The 15922-nt window shown below is 70.1% G+C and carries 14 protein-coding genes; 6 read left to right on the forward strand and 8 right to left on the reverse strand.

The genetic code is table 11. From position 1 onward, the window contains the following. Window positions 1-68: 68 nt before the first annotated feature. Together ACIRHA_RS42305 and ACIRHA_RS42310 are read left to right on the forward strand one after the other, a co-directional pair. Window positions 69-596 (forward strand): pyridoxamine 5'-phosphate oxidase family protein, encoded by a 528-nt coding sequence (locus ACIRHA_RS42305; RefSeq protein WP_403857259.1) that lies wholly within the window; start codon window positions 69-71, stop codon window positions 594-596. A gap of 53 nt (window positions 597-649) precedes the next feature. Continuing rightward, complete coding sequence (locus ACIRHA_RS42310; protein ID WP_403857262.1) at window positions 650-1066, forward strand: VOC family protein; 417 nt, start codon at window positions 650-652, stop codon at window positions 1064-1066. A 3-nt stretch (window positions 1067-1069) separates the two neighbouring features. On the opposite strand, the gene ACIRHA_RS42315 is transcribed toward ACIRHA_RS42310, so the two are convergent. The 3 genes from ACIRHA_RS42315 to ACIRHA_RS42325 form a co-directional block, all read right to left on the reverse strand. Continuing rightward, entirely contained in the window at window positions 1070-1285 is a 216-nt protein-coding gene (locus ACIRHA_RS42315) for a hypothetical protein (protein ID WP_403857265.1), read from the reverse strand. Window positions 1286-1306: 21 nt separating this feature from the next. After that, window positions 1307-1888 carry a restriction endonuclease gene (locus ACIRHA_RS42320; protein ID WP_403857268.1) on the reverse strand — a complete coding sequence of 194 codons (582 nt, stop codon included), beginning with the start codon at window positions 1886-1888 and terminating at the stop codon, window positions 1307-1309. Window positions 1889-2292: 404 nt separating this feature from the next. Continuing rightward, the gene (locus ACIRHA_RS42325; RefSeq protein WP_403857271.1) at window positions 2293-3654 is read right to left on the reverse strand and encodes a glutamine synthetase family protein; all 1362 of its coding nucleotides are present in this window, start codon (window positions 3652-3654) and stop codon (window positions 2293-2295) included. 422 nt (window positions 3655-4076) lie between these two features. Here ACIRHA_RS42325 and ACIRHA_RS42330 point away from each other — a divergent pair, with 422 nt between their 5' ends. Then, entirely contained in the window at window positions 4077-6008 is a 1932-nt protein-coding gene (locus ACIRHA_RS42330; RefSeq protein ID WP_403857274.1) for a protease pro-enzyme activation domain-containing protein, read from the forward strand. A gap of 51 nt (window positions 6009-6059) precedes the next feature. Here ACIRHA_RS42330 and ACIRHA_RS42335 read toward each other — a convergent pair whose 3' ends face one another. Continuing rightward, the gene (locus ACIRHA_RS42335; RefSeq protein WP_403857277.1) at window positions 6060-7514 is read right to left on the reverse strand and encodes an APC family permease; all 1455 of its coding nucleotides are present in this window, start codon (window positions 7512-7514) and stop codon (window positions 6060-6062) included. A 70-nt stretch (window positions 7515-7584) separates the two neighbouring features. Between ACIRHA_RS42335 and ACIRHA_RS42340 the strand changes: the two genes are divergently transcribed. Then, the gene (locus ACIRHA_RS42340; RefSeq protein WP_403857280.1) at window positions 7585-8010 is read left to right on the forward strand and encodes a DUF6153 family protein; all 426 of its coding nucleotides are present in this window, start codon (window positions 7585-7587) and stop codon (window positions 8008-8010) included. A 69-nt stretch (window positions 8011-8079) separates the two neighbouring features. Further along, on the forward strand, window positions 8080-9702 hold the full coding sequence (locus ACIRHA_RS42345) for a multicopper oxidase family protein (RefSeq protein WP_403857283.1): 1623 nt from the start codon (window positions 8080-8082) through the stop codon (window positions 9700-9702). 52 nt (window positions 9703-9754) lie between these two features. Here ACIRHA_RS42345 and ACIRHA_RS42350 read toward each other — a convergent pair whose 3' ends face one another. The 4 genes from ACIRHA_RS42350 to ACIRHA_RS42365 all read right to left on the reverse strand — a co-directional run bounded on the left by ACIRHA_RS42350 (window position 9755) and on the right by ACIRHA_RS42365 (window position 14677). Next, entirely contained in the window at window positions 9755-10972 is a 1218-nt protein-coding gene (locus ACIRHA_RS42350) for an MFS transporter (protein WP_403857286.1), read from the reverse strand. 143 nt (window positions 10973-11115) lie between these two features. Continuing rightward, window positions 11116-12135: an endonuclease/exonuclease/phosphatase family protein gene (locus ACIRHA_RS42355; RefSeq protein WP_403857289.1), complete on the reverse strand. Its 1020-nt coding sequence runs from the start codon at window positions 12133-12135 to the stop codon at window positions 11116-11118. Window positions 12136-12334: 199 nt separating this feature from the next. Beyond that, window positions 12335-13015, reverse strand: coding sequence for a TetR/AcrR family transcriptional regulator (locus ACIRHA_RS42360; RefSeq protein WP_403857292.1), 681 nt, complete (start codon window positions 13013-13015; stop codon window positions 12335-12337). Between the two features lie 84 nt (window positions 13016-13099). After that, window positions 13100-14677: an MFS transporter gene (locus ACIRHA_RS42365; RefSeq protein ID WP_403857295.1), complete on the reverse strand. Its 1578-nt coding sequence runs from the start codon at window positions 14675-14677 to the stop codon at window positions 13100-13102. 181 nt (window positions 14678-14858) lie between these two features. Between ACIRHA_RS42365 and panB the strand changes: the two genes are divergently transcribed. Continuing rightward, window positions 14859-15773 (forward strand): 3-methyl-2-oxobutanoate hydroxymethyltransferase, encoded by a 915-nt coding sequence (gene panB / locus ACIRHA_RS42370; protein ID WP_403857298.1) that lies wholly within the window; start codon window positions 14859-14861, stop codon window positions 15771-15773. Window positions 15774-15922 lie beyond the last annotated feature (149 nt).

Genomic DNA, 15922 nt, shown 5'->3' on the forward strand with positions numbered 1-15922 from the left:
GAGTTGTGCGGCCGCGGGAGGTCCCCACCTGTGTACGAGTGGCCACGTACGACGAAGGGACGCCCTCGATGCCGCACCACAACCACCCCGACACCCCGCACACGTCGATCGACCCGCGCTACAGCTCCCCCGGCGCCGGGCCCACTCCGTGGGCGGCGGCCGAGCGGCTGCTGACCGGCGCCGAACTGTTCTGGATCTCCACGGTCCGCCCCGACGGACGCCCCCACGTCACCCCTCTCCTCGCCCTCTGGCAGGACGGAGCCCTGCACTTCACCTCCGGTGACCGCGAACGCAAGTCGCTCAACCTCGCGGAGAACCCGGAGGTCGCCCTCACCACCGGCACGAACGCCTGGGCGGCGGGCTTCGACGTGGTGGTCGAGGGGCGGGCGGCGCGGGTCACGGACTCGGAGCGCCTGCACGCCCTCGCCAAGGCCTGGGAGGAGAAGTACGGCCCGGCCTGGCACTTCGAGGTCCGCGCCGACGGGGCGTTCCAGGGCCAGGAGGGGCCGTCCCTGGTCTACGCGGTGCCGCCGCGCACGGTCTTCGGCTTCGGCAAGGGCGAGGAGTTCACGCAGACGCGCTGGCGATTCGGGTGAGCACCACCGGCACCACGGGCCCGGAACCGACCGTTCGCCCCTATCTTTTCCCCATGGAGATGACCCTCGAAGTAATCCCCCTCCCGGTCTCGGACATCGACCGCGCGAAGGCCTTCTACGTCGACAAGGCCGGTTTCCGCTGTGACGTCGACCGCGAGGTGATGCCGGGCGCCCGCGTCGTCCAGCTCACACCGCCGGGCTCCGGCTGCTCGATCGCCCTCGCCGTCGGCCTCCCGAGCCCGACGGGCACGGCGGCCCCCGGCACGTACCACGGCCTGCAACTGGTCGTCACCGACATCAAGGCGGCCCACGAGGAGCTCCGCGCCCGCGGCCTGGACGTCTCGGAACCGGTCCAGTACGCCCCCGACGACGGCGGCACCTTCATGTACTTCACGGACCCGGACGGCAACGGCTGGGCCATCCAGGAATACCGCAAACGCGCGGCTGTGCCGCTGCGGGACGCGTTGTAGGCCTCATGGGCCGGCCGAGGCCGAGATGCTCTGCACGACGTTGCCCAGAACGGCGAGAATCGCCTGTCCGAACTCGGTCGGCGCGATGAGCACACCGAGCACCAGCACGATGAACACGTTCGTCCACTGACTGGCCTTGCTCTGGAACCGACCCAACCGGCCTATGCGGAAGTAGATGATCACGGCCAGCAGCAACGCCACGTTGAGCGTCAAGATCACTTGGCCCAACTCCCCTTCTGGTCAGGACCGTGCCGTCGGTCGCCGTGATGGCGGGATGCGATCGAGTAGCTCCCAGAGCGGGCGGCAGCTTGCGGCCCACTCGCCCAGTACGCGCCGGTCGACGAGGTGAATGCGGTGCTCCCGGCCCCACGGGACGGCCTTCGAGGAGAACCGCCCGTTGGTGAGCACGACCGCGACATCCGCCCCGTGGACCTGCCGGGCCGTGCCGTTGACCTGCTGCAGCACCCCCACACCGACGGCCGGGCCACGGTCCCCGTCGCGGCGGTGCTTGCACTGGACCGCCCAGATACGACCGGCCGGATCGGTGGCCCGTACGTCACAGGCGTCGTCGCCGGCGCCACCGATCCGCTCGGCCGTACAGCCGTCCCGACGCATCAGGTCCCGGACGGCGAACTCGAACGCCCGGTGATCCAGCGCGTCCATCTCCGCGATACGCAGCCGTAGCGACCGGGCGCGGACCCGTTGCCACTCGGCCCGCTGCCGGCCCCGCTGGAACCAGAGGCCGCCCACGGCCGAGGCGATCACGGCGATGAGGACGAGCAGCCACCAGTGCCCGATCACCCACCGCACAGCGGCGACCACCCCGACGACACCACAGCCCAGAAGGGCAATCCGCCCGTCCTGCTTCCTGGGTCGACGCCTCACCCGCCGCCGAGCCGTACGCCGCGCCGGTCGCCGAGCCGTGCGCCGACCGCTCACCGCAACACAACCGCCGGCCGCGCCCTCACTCCGCCATCCACATACCCCTCGCCCCGTGCCCCCATGACCGAACTCCCCCTCAGGTCAGCTGCGTTGGCGCGCCCCTGCTCCAGTCATATGACAGCACGGACCACTGACACGGCGTAAGGGTGCAACCACTGAGAGCAGCACCGTTTCAGCCAGCACGATGCCGTGCAGCCCAGCCCCCACCACGCACAACAGGGCCGCCGGTCACAGACCGGCGGCCCTGGAAGCCTGGTGCGGTGCGAAACCGCTCCGACCTGCGCCTACAGCACCGGCAAGTTCTTCCTCAGCTCGAACGCCGTGACCTCCGAGCGGTACTCCTCCCACTCCTGCTTCTTGTTGCGCAGGAAGAAGTCGTAGACGTGCTCGCCGAGGGTTTCCGCGACCAGTTCGGAGCGTTCCATCAGGGTGATCGCCTCGCCGAGGTTCTGCGGGAGGGGCTCGATGCCCATCGCGCGGCGTTCCGCGTCGGAGAGGGCCCAGACGTCGTCGTCGGCACCCGGAGGGAGTTCGTAGCCCTCTTCGATGCCCTTGAGGCCCGCCGCCAGGAGGACCGCGTACGTGAGGTACGGGTTGGCGCCGGAGTCGATGGAGCGGACCTCGACGCGGGCCGAGCCCGTCTTGCCGGGCTTGTACATCGGGACGCGGATGAGAGCCGAGCGGTTGTTGTGGCCCCAGCAGATGTAGGACGGGGCCTCGCCGCCGGCGCCCGCCGTGCGCTCCGAGCCACCCCAGATGCGCTTGTAGGAGTTGACCCACTGGTTGGTGACCGCGGAGATCTCCGCCGCGTGGCGCAGCAGGCCCGCGATGAAGGAACGGCCCACCTTGGACAGCTGGTACTCGGCGCCCGACTCGTAGAACGCGTTCCGGTCGCCCTCGAAGAGGGACAGGTGCGTGTGCATGCCGCTGCCCGGGTGTTCCGAGAACGGCTTGGGCATGAAGGTGGCCTGGACTCCTTGTTCCAGCGCCACCTGCTTCATGACCAGGCGGAACGTCATGATGTTGTCCGCCGTGGAGAGCGCGTCCGCGTACCGGAGGTCGATCTCCTGCTGGCCCGGCGCGCCCTCGTGGTGGCTGAACTCGACCGAGATGCCCATCGACTCGAGCATCGTGATCGCCTGCCGGCGGAAGTCCATGCCCACGTTCTGCGGCGTGTGGTCGAAGTAGCCGGAGGTGTCGGCGGGCACCGGGCGGGTGCCGTCCAGCGGCTTGTCCTTGAGCAGGAAGAACTCGATCTCGGGGTGGGTGTAGAAGGTGAAGCCGAGGTCGGAGGTCTTGGCCAGGGCCCGCTTCAGGACGTAGCGCGGGTCGGCGAAGGACGGCGAACCGTCGGGCATCAGGATGTCGCAGAACATCCGCGCCGTACCGGGGGCCTCCGCGCGCCACGGCAGGACCTGGAACGTGCCCGGGTCCGGCTTGGCGATCATGTCGGACTCGTAGACGCGGGCGAAGCCCTCGATCGCCGAGCCGTCGAAGCCGATGCCCTCGTCAAACGCCTGTTCCAGCTCGGCCGGGGCCACGGCCACCGACTTGAGGAAGCCCAGCACGTCCGTGAACCACAGACGTACGAACCGGATGTCGCGCTCCTCCAGGGTACGGAGCACGAACTCCTGCTGCTTGTCCATCTCTCGCTTCCACCCATCCTTGCTGGTCAGGCCTACTGCTCCCATGCCGTCCAGAGGGCCTGGACACATCCCACCACACGCCGGTTTCCGACGCGTTGCCGACCTTGATCGTCACTGTTCGGCCGGTGATGTGTTCATAGTGCCTGCCGAAGCCCTCGGCGTCATAGTGCTCGCCCTACGGGCCGTGCCGCCGGATGACCGACGCGGGCATCGCACGACCGGTTCCACCGCGCCACCGATGCGCCCAAATCAACCTATCCCGACCGGAGTTGAGCCGACTTGACGCCTTCTTGATCGTCTCATTTCCCCCGCGTGAATGGTTGTTGGCAAGAGTGGGCCTCTCTGCGTGTGCATTACACATGCACATCGGCACCGTGCCCCCGGCACCGTGCTCTCAGCACCTCTATCCAGGGGGGTTCCACATGAGATCCAACCGCGGCGCACGCCGCACCCGGGCAGGCCTGAGCATCGCGGCCACCCTTCCGCTGCTGGCCGGCGCCCTCGCCCTCGCCGCGCCCGCCCACGCCCAGCCGAGCCGCGACACCCTCTCCGGCACCAGGCCGCTGTGGGCCACCGGCTCCGCCGACAAGGGCGACACGGCGGACGGCGGCAAGGTCTCCGCGCGCGTCTACCTGGCGGGCCGGGACGCGAAGGGCCTCGCCGCGTACGCGAAGGCCGTGGCCGACCCGTCGTCGGCCACGTACCAGAAGTATCTGAGCGCCAAAGAGGCGCGCAGCCGCTTCGGCGCGACGAAGGAGCAGATAGCCGAGGTCACGGCCTGGCTGAAGTCCGCAGGCCTGACCGTGACCGGCTCCACCGCGCACTACCTCTCCGTGTCGGGCGACGTGGCCGCCACCGAGAAGGCCTTCGGCACGCAGCTGCACGACTACACCAAGGGCGGGCACACCTACCGCGCCCCGTCCGCCGCCGCCTCCGTGCCCGCCTCCCTCGACGGCGCCGTGCTCACGGTCACCGGCCTCGACAGCGCCCCGCACAAGGCGGCGAAGCAGGACCAGCTGCCGCCGCCGAGTGCCGTGTTCCGCAACGCGGGACCGTTCTCCACGTACTACGGCTCCAAGACCGCGAGCACGCTCCCGGACGCGTACGGCGGCAAGGTCCCGTACGCCCCGAAGGGCTACACCGGCAAGCAGCTGCGTGCCGCGTACGGCGCGGGGAAGGCGACCGGCAAGGGCGCGAAGGTCGCGATCACCGACGCGTACGCCTCGCCGACCATCGCCAAGGACGCGGCGACGTACGCGAAGAAGCACGGGGACGCGGGCTACAACACCGGGCAGCTGAAGCAGGTGCTGCCGAAGAAGTACACGAAGACCAAGGAGTGCGACGCGGCCGGCTGGTACGGCGAGGAGACCCTCGACGTCGAAGCCGTGCACGCGACGGCCCCGGCCGCCGACATCACGTACGTGGGCGCGGCCTCCTGCTACGACGACGATCTCCTCGACTCGCTCGGCAAGGTCGTCGACAACCACCTGGCCGACATCGTCTCCAACTCCTGGGGCGACATCGAGGCCAACCAGACGCCCGAGCTGGCCGCCGCCTACGACCAGGTGTTCCAGCTGGGCGCCGTCGAGGGCATCGGCTTCTACTTCTCCTCCGGCGACAACGGCGACAACGTCGCGTCGACGGGTACGAAGCAGGTCGACACGCCTGCCAACTCGGCGTGGGTGACGGCCGTGGGCGGCACCTCCCTCGCCGTCGGCAAGGGTGACCGCTACCAGTGGGAGACCGGCTGGGGCACCCTGAAGTCCAACTTGGCGGCGGACAGCAAGAGTTGGACCGACTTCCCGGGCGCGTACACCTCGGGCGCGGGCGGCGGCACCAGCAAGACGGTCGCGCAGCCCGACTACCAGAAGGGCGTCGTGCCGGACGCGCTGGCCGGTGCCAACGGCGGCAAGAACCGTGTCGTCCCTGACATCTCCGCCATCGCGGACCCGAACACCGGCTTCCTGGTCGGCCAGACGCAGACCCTGCCCGATGGCTCGCTCGGCTACGACGAGTACCGCATCGGCGGCACCTCGCTCGCCGCACCGGTCGTCGCGGGTGTGCAGGCGCTCGCGCAGCAGACGGGCGGCGGCAAGCCGCTCGGCTTCGCGAACCCGGCGATCTACGAGCGGTACGGCTCGGCGAAGTACCACGACGTGGTCGACAAGCCCACCGGCAAGGACCTCGCCGTGGTCCGCGTCGACTACGCCAACAGCTACGACTCCTCCGAGGGCCTGCTCACCTCGGTGCGCAGCCTCGGCAAGGACGCCTCCCTGAAGGCCGTCAGGGGCTACGACGACGTGACGGGGGTCGGCTCGCCGGCTCCGGGTTACGTGAACTCGTACCGCCGCTGACCCGATGACACCTGGTGGCCCGGGTGGGCGCTCACCCGGGCCACCAGGGCCTCAGGCGTCCCGGTGGTCCGGGTGGATCCAGCTCGGCTTGCGGAACTTGAGGAACGCGACCGGCGCCGCGACGCCGAGCACGAGCAGCCCGCCGCCGACGATCAGCAGATACCGCCACAGCGGCCCGGTGTCGTACTGGTCCGGCGGTACGAAGCCGATCACCAGCGCGAGGACCGAGGCCACGAACCCGACTCCCGCGACGGCGGTGACCGCCGGGACGACGAAGCCGCGCGGCACGTCCGGCTGCGAGCGCCGCAACCGCACCACGGCCACGAACATCAGCAGATACGCGACCAGATAGATCTGGATCGTGATGACGGAGAACATCCAGTACTGACTGGAGACGTTGTCGCTGAAGGCGTACAGCACGCCGATGAGCGTGGTGAGAACCCCCTGCGCGATCATCACGTTCTGCGGGACGCCGTACTTGTTGAACTTCTGCAGGAACGGCGGCAGATACCCCTCCTGGCGGGAGAGGAGCACGAGCCCCTTCGCGGGACCGGCCAGCCACGTCAGCATCCCGCCGAGCGCCGCGCACACCAGCATCACGCCGACGATCCGCGTCATCCAGCCCACCCCGAAGTGGTCGAAGAACGCCTGGAACGCCTGCATGAGCCCTGCGGTCAAGCTGAGTTGCTTCGCCGGCATGACCCAGCTGATCGCGAGGGCCGGGAGGATGAAGATCAGGAGTACGAGGCCGGTGGCGAGGAAGATCGAACGCGGGTACTCGGCGCGCGGGCTGCGCAGCGAGGACACGTGCACACCGTTCATCTCCATGCCCGCGTAGGACAGGAAGTTGTTGACGATGAGCACGAGGCTGGCGAGGCCCGTCCACGGCGGCAGCCAGTGGCTCCCGTCCATGGGGGCGGCGGACGGATTGCCCTGCCCGAGGAAGACGATCCCGAGCACGACGAGCACGACACCCGGAATGAGCGTGCCGATGACGAGCCCGAGGGATGACAGGCCGGCGATGGTCTTCGTCCCGCGCGAACTCACGTACACACCCGCCCAGTACAGGACGACGATGCAGATCGCGACGTACAGGCCGTTCTCGGCGAGGCTCGGGTGGATGACGTACGCGAAGGTGGACGCCACGTAGGCGAGCAGGCTCGGGTAGTACGCGATGGTCATGGCGAACTGGCACCACACGGCGATGAACCCGAGCGGCTTGCCGAGCGCCTCGCTGACCCAGCGGTAGATGCCGCCGGTCCAGCCGGAGGCCAGTTCGGCGCCGACGAGGGCGGTCGGCAGCAGGAAGACGACGGCCGGGAGGAGGTAGAGGAAGATCGCGGCGAGTCCGTACAGCGCCATGGAGGGCGAGGGCCGCAGGCTGGCGACGGAGGCCGTGGTCATCAGGCCGAGGGTGACCCAGGAAATGAACTGGCGACGGTTGCCGTCGTCTCCCGCGATCTGATCTCTTTTCCCTGGTCTCCCCGAATTGTCCGCAGTCGTCATGGGCTCATGATCGACGCAGGGCGGGGAGGCCGCACGTCGCCGGATACCGGGCGGGGGTAAGGTGCGGGGCATGGCGAGGACGCGGAGCGGCACCGGGCGGTGGCAGCGGATGCTGCTGTTCGCGGCGCTGCTTCTCGGGGTCGTGGGGATGCACACGTTGGGGCATCCGACGGGGCATGGGTCGGGGCACGACGGGGCGATGCCGATGCCGAGCGCGCACGCCGCGATGGCCGGGCACGGCGCCCCGCACGGCACCACCGCCACCGTTCACGAGCGCCCCGACTCCCCCGGCCACGGCGGCATGGACCCGCTGAACGTGTGTCTGGCCGTGCTCGGCTCGTTCACGTTGCTCGTGCTGCTGACGGCGGCGGTGCTGCGCCCGTTGCTCACGGCGGTGGCGCCGGGGCCGCGCGCCCGGGGCCTGGTGTTCGCCCAGCGTCCGAACCCTCCCCCGCCCCGAAGACTCCTTTCTCGACTGTCAGTGCTGCGCATTTAGGCCTGCGCGCGATTTCGCACGCCTGAATTCACCTTCACCGCAGCTTCATCGACAGCGAGGTACACACGCATGCGCAAGGAAACTCCGCGCGCCACCACTCGTCGCACCGTGCTCGGCGCGGCGATCGCCGTGGCGGGTACGGGAGCGCTGGCCGCCTGTTCCGGTTCGTCCGGTTCGTCGTCGGGCCATGGCGGCCACGGCGGCTCCGGCGCCGCGCCCGGCGGCTACATCGACCCGGCCGGCAAGGAGGTCGCCGCCGCCGAGAAGAGGCGCGGCGCCGACGGCCGGGTCCGCGAGGTCCGGCTCACGGCCGCCGCTACCCGGCTCGACCTGGGCGGGCGCACCGTCAAGTCCTGGTCGTACGGCGGCGACCTGCCCGGCAAGGAGGTCCGGGTCACAGCCGGCGACACGCTCGGCCTCACGCTCGCCAACCACCTCCCCGAGCCCACGTCGATGCACTGGCACGGCATCGCGCTGCGCAACGACATGGACGGCGTACCGGGCCTGACCCAGAAGTCCGTCGCGCCGGGCGCCGACTTCACGTACCGCTTCAAGGTGGCGCACCCCGGCACGTACTGGTTCCACCCGCACTCCGGTACGCAGCAGGACCGCGGCCTGTACGCGCCGCTGATCGTGGAGGACCCGAAGGAGCCGCTCTCCTACGACAAGGAGTGGGTGGTCGTCCTCGACGACTGGGTCGACGGGGTGGCCGGTTCGACGCCGGACGCGGTGCTCAAGGAGCTCCGCAAGGGGATGGACCACGGGGGCGGTTCCGGTGGTTCGGACGGCGGTCACTCCGGCCACGACATGCCGGGGATGGAAGGCATGTCCATGCGTACGGAGGAGAAACCGGCTGGTCCGTCCCGCATGATGATGGGCGCGAAGAGCGATCTGCTGGGCGGCGACGCTGGTGACGTGAAATACCCGCACTACCTGGTCAACGGCCGTACGCCACAGGCCCCTTCGTCGTTCAAGGCCCGCCCCGGCGACCGCATCCGGATCCGTTTCATCAACGCGGGCGGCGACACGGCGTTCCGCGTCGCGCTCGGCGGCCACGAGATGACGGTGACGCACACGGACGGCTTCCCGGTGCGCCACGCGAAGACGGAGGCGCTGCTGCTCGGGATGGGCGAGCGGTACGACGTGCTGGTCACGGCGGGCGACGGGGTGTTCCCGCTGACGGCGCTCGCGGAGGGCAAGAAGGCGTCGGGGATGGCGGTGCTGCGTACGGGTTCGGGTGCGGCGCCGACCGCTTCGGCCCGCCCCAAGGAGTTGGACGGCCGCCTGCTCACGGCGGACAGGCTCCGCGCGGACGACTCGGTCGCGCTGGAGTCCCGCAAGCCGGACCGCACCATCAAGCTCCAACTGACCGGCGGGATGGCCAAGTACGACTGGGCGTTCAACAAGAAGCCGTACGACGCGGATCAGCGGTATCCGGTGCGGGCGGGTGAACGGGTCCGCCTGGTCTTCGCCAACTCGACGTCGATGTGGCACCCGGTCCACCTGCACGGCCACACGTTCTCCCTGGCGAACGCGGCGGGCGGCCCCCGCAAGGACACCGCGATCGTCCTCCCGAACGCCACGGTGACGGCCGACTTCGACGCGGACAACCCCGGCCTGTGGATGATCCACTGCCACAACGTGTACCACTCGGAGGCGGGAATGATGACAGTCCTGGGCTACCGGGGCTGACCGCACCGCGGAGGGCGGGGCGCACGCGTGTGCCCCGCCCTCGTCCAGGGGGTCAGCGCCGCACCGTCTCCTGTTCCGCCGGGACGTGCGAGGCGACCAAGCGGCCCGGGGTCGCCGTGCCGCGGCCCCGGTCCACCGCGTAGGCGACCGAGGCGACGCCCACACCGAGTACGGCCAGGGCCGCGCCCGTGAGTGCCGGGGACGTCACTCCGAAGCCCGCGGCGAGCGCGAGGCCGCCGATCCAGGCGCCGCCGGCGTTGGCCAGGTTGAAGGCCGCCTGGTTCGCGGACGAGGCGAGGGAGGGGGCCGCGGAGGCCTTCTCCATCACGATCAGCTGGAGCGGGGAGCCCGTCGTGAACGCCGCCATGCCGAGGAGGAAGACGGCGAGGGCCGCACTCCACTCCGCGCGCATGAGGAGCGGGAAGAGGGCGAGGACCACGGCCAGCGACGTCAGGCCGCCGAAGAGCGTGCGGCGCAGGGAGTGGTCCGCGAGGCGGCCGCCCATGAGGTTGCCGATGGTGGCGCCGACGCCGAAGAGGGCGAGGAGCAGGGTGACGGACGCGTCCGCGAAGCCCGCCGCGTCGGTGAGCATCGGCGTGATGTAGCTGTACGCGGCGAAGAGCGCGCCGAAACCGGCGACCGTCGTGCCGAGCGCGAGCCAGACCGGGAGCGACTTCAGGGCGCGCAGTTCGCCCCGCAGACCCGCGGCCGTCTCGCCGTGACCGTGGTCCGCGGGGACCAGCGCCAGCAGCGCCGCGATCGCGACGAGCCCGATCGCGCTGACCGCGAGGAAGGTGGCACGCCAGCCCAGCTGCTGCCCCATCGCCGTCGCGGCGGGCACGCCGACGACGTTGGCGATGGTCAGGCCGAGGAACATGAGCGAGACCGAGCGGGCCTTGCGTTCCGGCGCGACGAGGGACGTCGCCACCACCGCGCCGACGCCGAAGAACGCTCCGTGCGGCAACCCGCTGACGAAGCGCGCGAGCATGAGCGAGTGGTAGTCGGGGGCCGCCGCCGAGACCGCGTTGCCGACGACGAACAGCGCCATCAGGCCGATGAGGACGCGGCGGCGCGGCATCCGCGCCGTGACCGCGGCGAGCAGCGGCGCGCCGATGACCACGCCGAGCGCGTACGCGGAGACCAGATGTCCGGCGGCCGGGATCGATATGTGCAGGTCGTCGGCGACGTTGGGCAGCAGGCCCATGATGACGAACTCGGTCGTGCCGATGCCGAAGGCGCCCACGGCGAGCGCGAGCAGGGCGAGGGGCATGAGGGAACTTTCGGGTAGCGGCGCGTAGGAACGCAAAGTGTGGAGTACGTAAGTTTACTTGCGGAACAAAGTCTCGCCCATCGACTGTTCCGCGACCGTTCCGTGAGGTTAAGACTCCGTGACGAGCGGTGAACCGTCTGCCGTCACACGTCGACCTTCGCCGCGATCGGCAGATGGTCGCTCCCGGTCCTCGGCAGCGTCCACGACGTGACCGGTTCCACACCCTTGACCATGATCTGGTCGATGCGCGCCATCGGGAACGCGGCCGGCCAGCTGAACCCGAAGCCGCTGCCCGCCGCCCCCTGCGTGGACCGCATCTGCGCGGTGACGCCGTTCAGGGCGCGGTCGTTCATGGTGCCGTTCAGATCACCGAGGAGCACGACCTTGCCGAGCGGCTCGTCGCTGATCGCCTCGCCGAGCGCGTCCGCGCTCTTGTCGCGCTGGCTGGCGGTGAACCCGGAGTCGAGCTTCACGCGCACCGACGGCAGGTGGGCGACGTACACCGCGACCTTGCCCTGCGGCGTCGCGACGGTCGCGCGCAGCGCCCGCTTCCAGCCCAGCTTGATGTCGACGGCCTTGGCGTCCGAGAGCGGGTACTTGCTCCACAGCCCGACCGTGCCCTGGACCGTGTGGTACGGGTAGGCGTCCGCGAGCGCCTCCCGGTACGTCGGCAGCGCCTGTGCCGTCACCTCTTCCAGGGCGATGACCTGCGCGCCAGACCCGGCGACGTCCTTCGCCGTGCCGGCCGGGTCGGAGTTCTCCGCGTTGACGTTGTGCGTGACGACGGTCAGATCACCGCCGCTGCCCGTCTTGTCGGTGAGCAGCCCGCCGAACAGGTTGAACCAGACGATCGCCGGGGCCAGCACCGCGATCACCGCGGTCGCCGACTTCCGTACGAGGCCCAGGACGAGCAGCACCGGAATGAAGACGCCGAGCCACGGCAGGAACGTCTCGGTCAGGGAGCCGAGGTTGCCGACGGTGTTGGGGATCTGCGCGTGCAGCAGCATGACGAGCGCGAGCAGGATCGCGAGCACCGCGAGGACGATGCCGCGCCGCCAGTAACCGCGGTCGCCCAGCGGTCGGCCGCCCTGACGCCGGAGCCCGGCTCCCGGTCCCGTGGTCCCGGTTCCGCTGCCCTCGCCGCCCTTGTACGCCTGCGCCATGCCGTCGTCGCCTCACTGCCTGCCGTGCCCGCTGCCCTCCGCCCAAACCCTAGGCGATGAGCAGCGGCTTTCTCCTCACGGAGACGTACGGAGTGGTGCCCGAGGTTCCCACGATCAAGCCCGATCAAGCCCCGCCGTTCGAACGAGAGCCAGCGGGGTCCGGGGCGGAGCCCCGGGGTTCGGCCCGGGAGCCGCCTGCTCAATCGCCGCAGGGGCTTGAGTGGCTCGAAGGGGGCCGCAGCCCCGCCAGCACCGTGTCGACGATCCGCTCCGCCAGGTCCTCCGCCAGCGGCGCGTCGGAGCGCATGACCGTGCGCAGCAGCATCGGCCCGGTGAACAGATCCGCCGCGAACTCGACATCCGTGCCGGCCGGCAGCTCCCCGTCGGCGACCCCGCGCCGCACCACGTCGTGCGTCGCGCGCCGCCTGGGCTCCACGACGAGCTCGTGGTACGCGTCCCAGAGCCTGGGCAGGGTCTTCATCTGCGCGAGGACGTTGTGCAGCAGGGCGGATGTGCGCATGCTGAGGCCGCGCCTGCGCATGTGCTCGAGGATCCGGACGAGGTCGTCGCGCATCGAGATGCCGGGCAGTTCCGAGTCCGGTTCCTCGATGGAGGCGACGACGTCGACGAAGAGCGCTTCCTTGCCGCTCCAGCGCCGGTAGATGGTGGCCTTGCCGACGCCGGCGGTGCGGGCGATCCGCTCGATGGACAACTCGGTGAGCGGCACACCCTGTTCGAGGAGTTCGATGACGCCCTCGATGATCGCCTGCTCGACGGCCTCGCTGCGCGGACGACCGCGCGCGGGGGCGGAGGGCGCCGGGGAACCGGGAGTCCTTCGCCGCCGCGTCTGCCCCTCGGCCTGTTCCGTGCCCGCGTCCACCGCGCTCCGCCTTTCACCGCGCCCCGGGCCCCGCCGCTGTGGCCGACCCCGGCGCATTCTCTCAACCAGCAGGTCAGTGCCGGGTCAGTGGCCCGCGCCGACCTTCTCCTGCTGCTCACCGCTCTGCTCGGCCGGCGGGTCCTTGGGCTTGCGCGGCAGGAACAGGCCGGTGAGGACGGCGCTGAGCACGGCGACGCCCGCACCGCACAGCGCGGTGATGTGCATGGCGTGCACGAAGGAGTCGTTGGCCGCACCGGCCAGGGCCTCGCCGCGCGAACCGAGCTTCTCGGCGACGCCGAGCGTGGCCTCGATGGACGCGCCCGCGGCGTCGCGCAGACCGGCGGGCAGCGGGATCAGCTTGTCCTCGATCCCGTTCTTGTACGCCGTGGACAGCACCGAGCCGAGCACGGCGATGCCGAGCGCGCCGCCGACCTGGCGGAACGTATTACTCAGCGCGGAGGCCGAACCCGCCTTCTCGCGCGGCAGCGACTGCATGATCACGACGCTGGTCGGCGTCATGACGTGGGCCATGCCCGTGCCCATGAAGAAGAAGATGACCTCCATGATCCACATCGGGCTGTCCTCGTCGAGCAGCGTGAACGCGGCGAGCATGGCCGCGAGCAGCACCAGGCCTCCGGTCGTGGTGACGCGGACGCCGAGCCTGTCGACGACGAGCCGGGCGCGCGGCGCGAAGATCAGCTGGGCGGCGGCGAGCGGCAGCAGGAACGCACCGGTCTGCAACGGCGAGTAGCCGCGCACGCTCTGGATGTAGAAGGACGCGAAGAACGTGACACCCATCATCGCGAAGAAGACGAGCGCGATGCCGGCCATGGCCGCCGAGAACACCTTGTTCTTGAAGTAGTCGATGTCGAACGACGGGTGGTCGCTGCGCTTCTCGTACAGCACGAACGCGACCAGGACGGCGAGGCCTGCCGCGATGGTGGCCAGTACCTGGGGGCTGGTGAAGTCGCCCTTGTCGCCGCCCTTGATGATCCCGTAGACGAGCAGCACGAGACCGACGATGGACAGCACGACGCCGACGAGGTCGACGCGTCCGGGCTTCGGGTCCCTGGAGTCCGGCACGAGCGCGAGCATCAGCACCACGGCGATGATCACGATCGGCACGTTCACGAGGAAGACCGAGCCCCACCAGAAGTGGTCGAGGAGCAGTCCGCCGGTGATCGGCCCGATCGCGATGGCGAGCCCCACGCCGCCCGCCCAGATGCCGATGGCCTTCGGCTGCTCGTCCCGCTCGAAGACGTTCATCAGGACGGCGAGCGTGGCCGGCATGACGAAGGCGGCGCCGAGGCCCATCACCGCGCGGAACGCGATGAGCTGGACCGGCGTACCGGACTCGGCGGCGAGCGCGGAGCCGATGCCGAAGACGACGAGACCGCCGATGAGGACCTTCTTGCGCCCGATGCGGTCGCCGAGCAGTCCGGCCGTGAACAGCAGGCCCGCGAAGACGAGCGTGTACGCGTTGATGGCCCACTCGAGCTCGCTCTGCGAGGCCCCGATGCCGATGGGCTCGGGGGTCGAGATCGTCTTGATCGCGACGTTCAGGATCGAGTTGTCGAGGACGACGATCAGCAGGCTCAGCATGAGCACGCCGAGGATCACCCAGCGACGGCGGTGCACGGACTCGGGAACGGGAGTGGTCATGGGAACGACCCTAGACCCATTTCAATACGGGACCGTCTCGTATCGGAAGTCTCACGGAAAGCCTTGCCGAGGCTTTACCGGATGCGGGGGGCCTGGCGCGGGAGCGGCACGCGGTGCCACCATGGAGGCGATCCGGGGACGCCGTCAGGGCGCCTCGAGACGACATGAAGGAGCCGTTGCGATGACGCAACCCACAGAGCTTTCGGCTGCCCAGAACACACCGAACGACCAGAGCGCATCCAGCGACCAGAGCGCGCGGAACGCCCAGAAGCCCACCGTGCTGTACGGGGGCAAGGGTTCGCGGCGGGTCTCGGTCCGGGACATCGGCCTCGCCAAGGAGCGGGGCGAGAAGTGGCCCATGCTCACCGCGTACGACGCGATGACGGCGTCGGTCTTCGACGAGGCGGGCATCCCCGTGATGCTGGTCGGCGACTCGGCGGGCAACTGCCACCTCGGGTACGAGACGACGGTGCCGGTGACGGTGGACCAGATGGTGATGCTGTCGGCGGCGGTGGTACGCGGCACGTCCCGCGCCATGATCGTCGGCGATCTGCCCTTCGGGTCCTACCAGGAAGGGCCGACGCAGGCGCTCCGCTCGGCGATGCGGCTGGTGAAGGAAGCGGGGGTGGGCGCCGTCAAGCTGGAGGGCGGCGAGCGCTCGCACGACCAGATCAAGCTGCTCGTCGACGCCGGGATCCCGGTCATGGCCCACATCGGCCTGACCCCGCAGTCGGTCAACACCCAGGGTTACCGGGTCCAGGGGCGCGGCGAGGAGGCGGCGCAGCAGTTGCTGCGCGATGCCAAGGCCGTGCAGGACGCGGGGGCGTTCGCGGTCGTCCTGGAGCTGGTTCCGGCGGAGCTCGCGGCCGAGGTGACGCGGACCCTGCACATCCCGACCGTCGGCATCGGGGCGGGGGCCGGTACGGACGCGCAGGTGCTGGTCTGGACGGACGCGCTCGGCCTGACCGGCGGCAAGATGCCACGCTTCGTCAAGCAGTACGCGGATCTGCGGGGCGTGATGTCCGACGCGGCGAAGGCGTTTGCGGAGGACGTCATCGGCGGAACGTTCCCTCAGGAGGAGCACTCCGTTCACTGAGCCAATTCGGTACGACCGCGGCCCGCCGAACTTCCCCCGTCGGCGGGCCGCGTTGCGCTCCGCGGGTTCACGGGTGGGTGGGGTGCGCCCCGGGGCTCAAAAGATCGGGGCTCCGCCCCGGACCCCGCGCCTCAAACGCCGGCGGGGCT

Origin of the sequence: Streptomyces sp. NPDC102360 (assembly GCF_044766085.1) — a bacterium.
In the GTDB taxonomy this organism is placed as follows: Bacteria; Actinomycetota; Actinomycetes; order Streptomycetales; family Streptomycetaceae; genus Streptomyces.

Excerpts from the sequence above, each read along its gene's own strand:
- ACIRHA_RS42325 (WP_403857271.1), bottom strand. The coding sequence starts at position 3,654 with ATGGACAAGCAGCAGGAGTTCGTGCTCCGTACCCTGGAGGAGCGCGAC.
- ACIRHA_RS42365 (WP_403857295.1), bottom strand. The coding sequence starts at position 14,677 with ATGACCACTCCCGTTCCCGAGTCCGTGCACCGCCGTCGCTGGGTGATC.
- ACIRHA_RS42310 (WP_403857262.1), top strand. The coding sequence starts at position 650 with ATGGAGATGACCCTCGAAGTAATCCCCCTCCCGGTCTCGGACATCGAC.
- ACIRHA_RS42330 (WP_403857274.1), top strand. The coding sequence starts at position 4,077 with ATGAGATCCAACCGCGGCGCACGCCGCACCCGGGCAGGCCTGAGCATC.
- panB (WP_403857298.1), top strand. The coding sequence starts at position 14,859 with ATGACGCAACCCACAGAGCTTTCGGCTGCCCAGAACACACCGAACGAC.
- ACIRHA_RS42350 (WP_403857286.1), bottom strand. The coding sequence starts at position 10,972 with ATGCCCCTCGCCCTGCTCGCGCTCGCCGTGGGCGCCTTCGGCATCGGC.
- ACIRHA_RS42335 (WP_403857277.1), bottom strand. The coding sequence starts at position 7,514 with ATGACGACTGCGGACAATTCGGGGAGACCAGGGAAAAGAGATCAGATC.
- ACIRHA_RS42355 (WP_403857289.1), bottom strand. The coding sequence starts at position 12,135 with ATGGCGCAGGCGTACAAGGGCGGCGAGGGCAGCGGAACCGGGACCACG.
- ACIRHA_RS42345 (WP_403857283.1), top strand. The coding sequence starts at position 8,080 with ATGCGCAAGGAAACTCCGCGCGCCACCACTCGTCGCACCGTGCTCGGC.
- ACIRHA_RS42305 (WP_403857259.1), top strand. The coding sequence starts at position 69 with ATGCCGCACCACAACCACCCCGACACCCCGCACACGTCGATCGACCCG.
- ACIRHA_RS42340 (WP_403857280.1), top strand. The coding sequence starts at position 7,585 with ATGGCGAGGACGCGGAGCGGCACCGGGCGGTGGCAGCGGATGCTGCTG.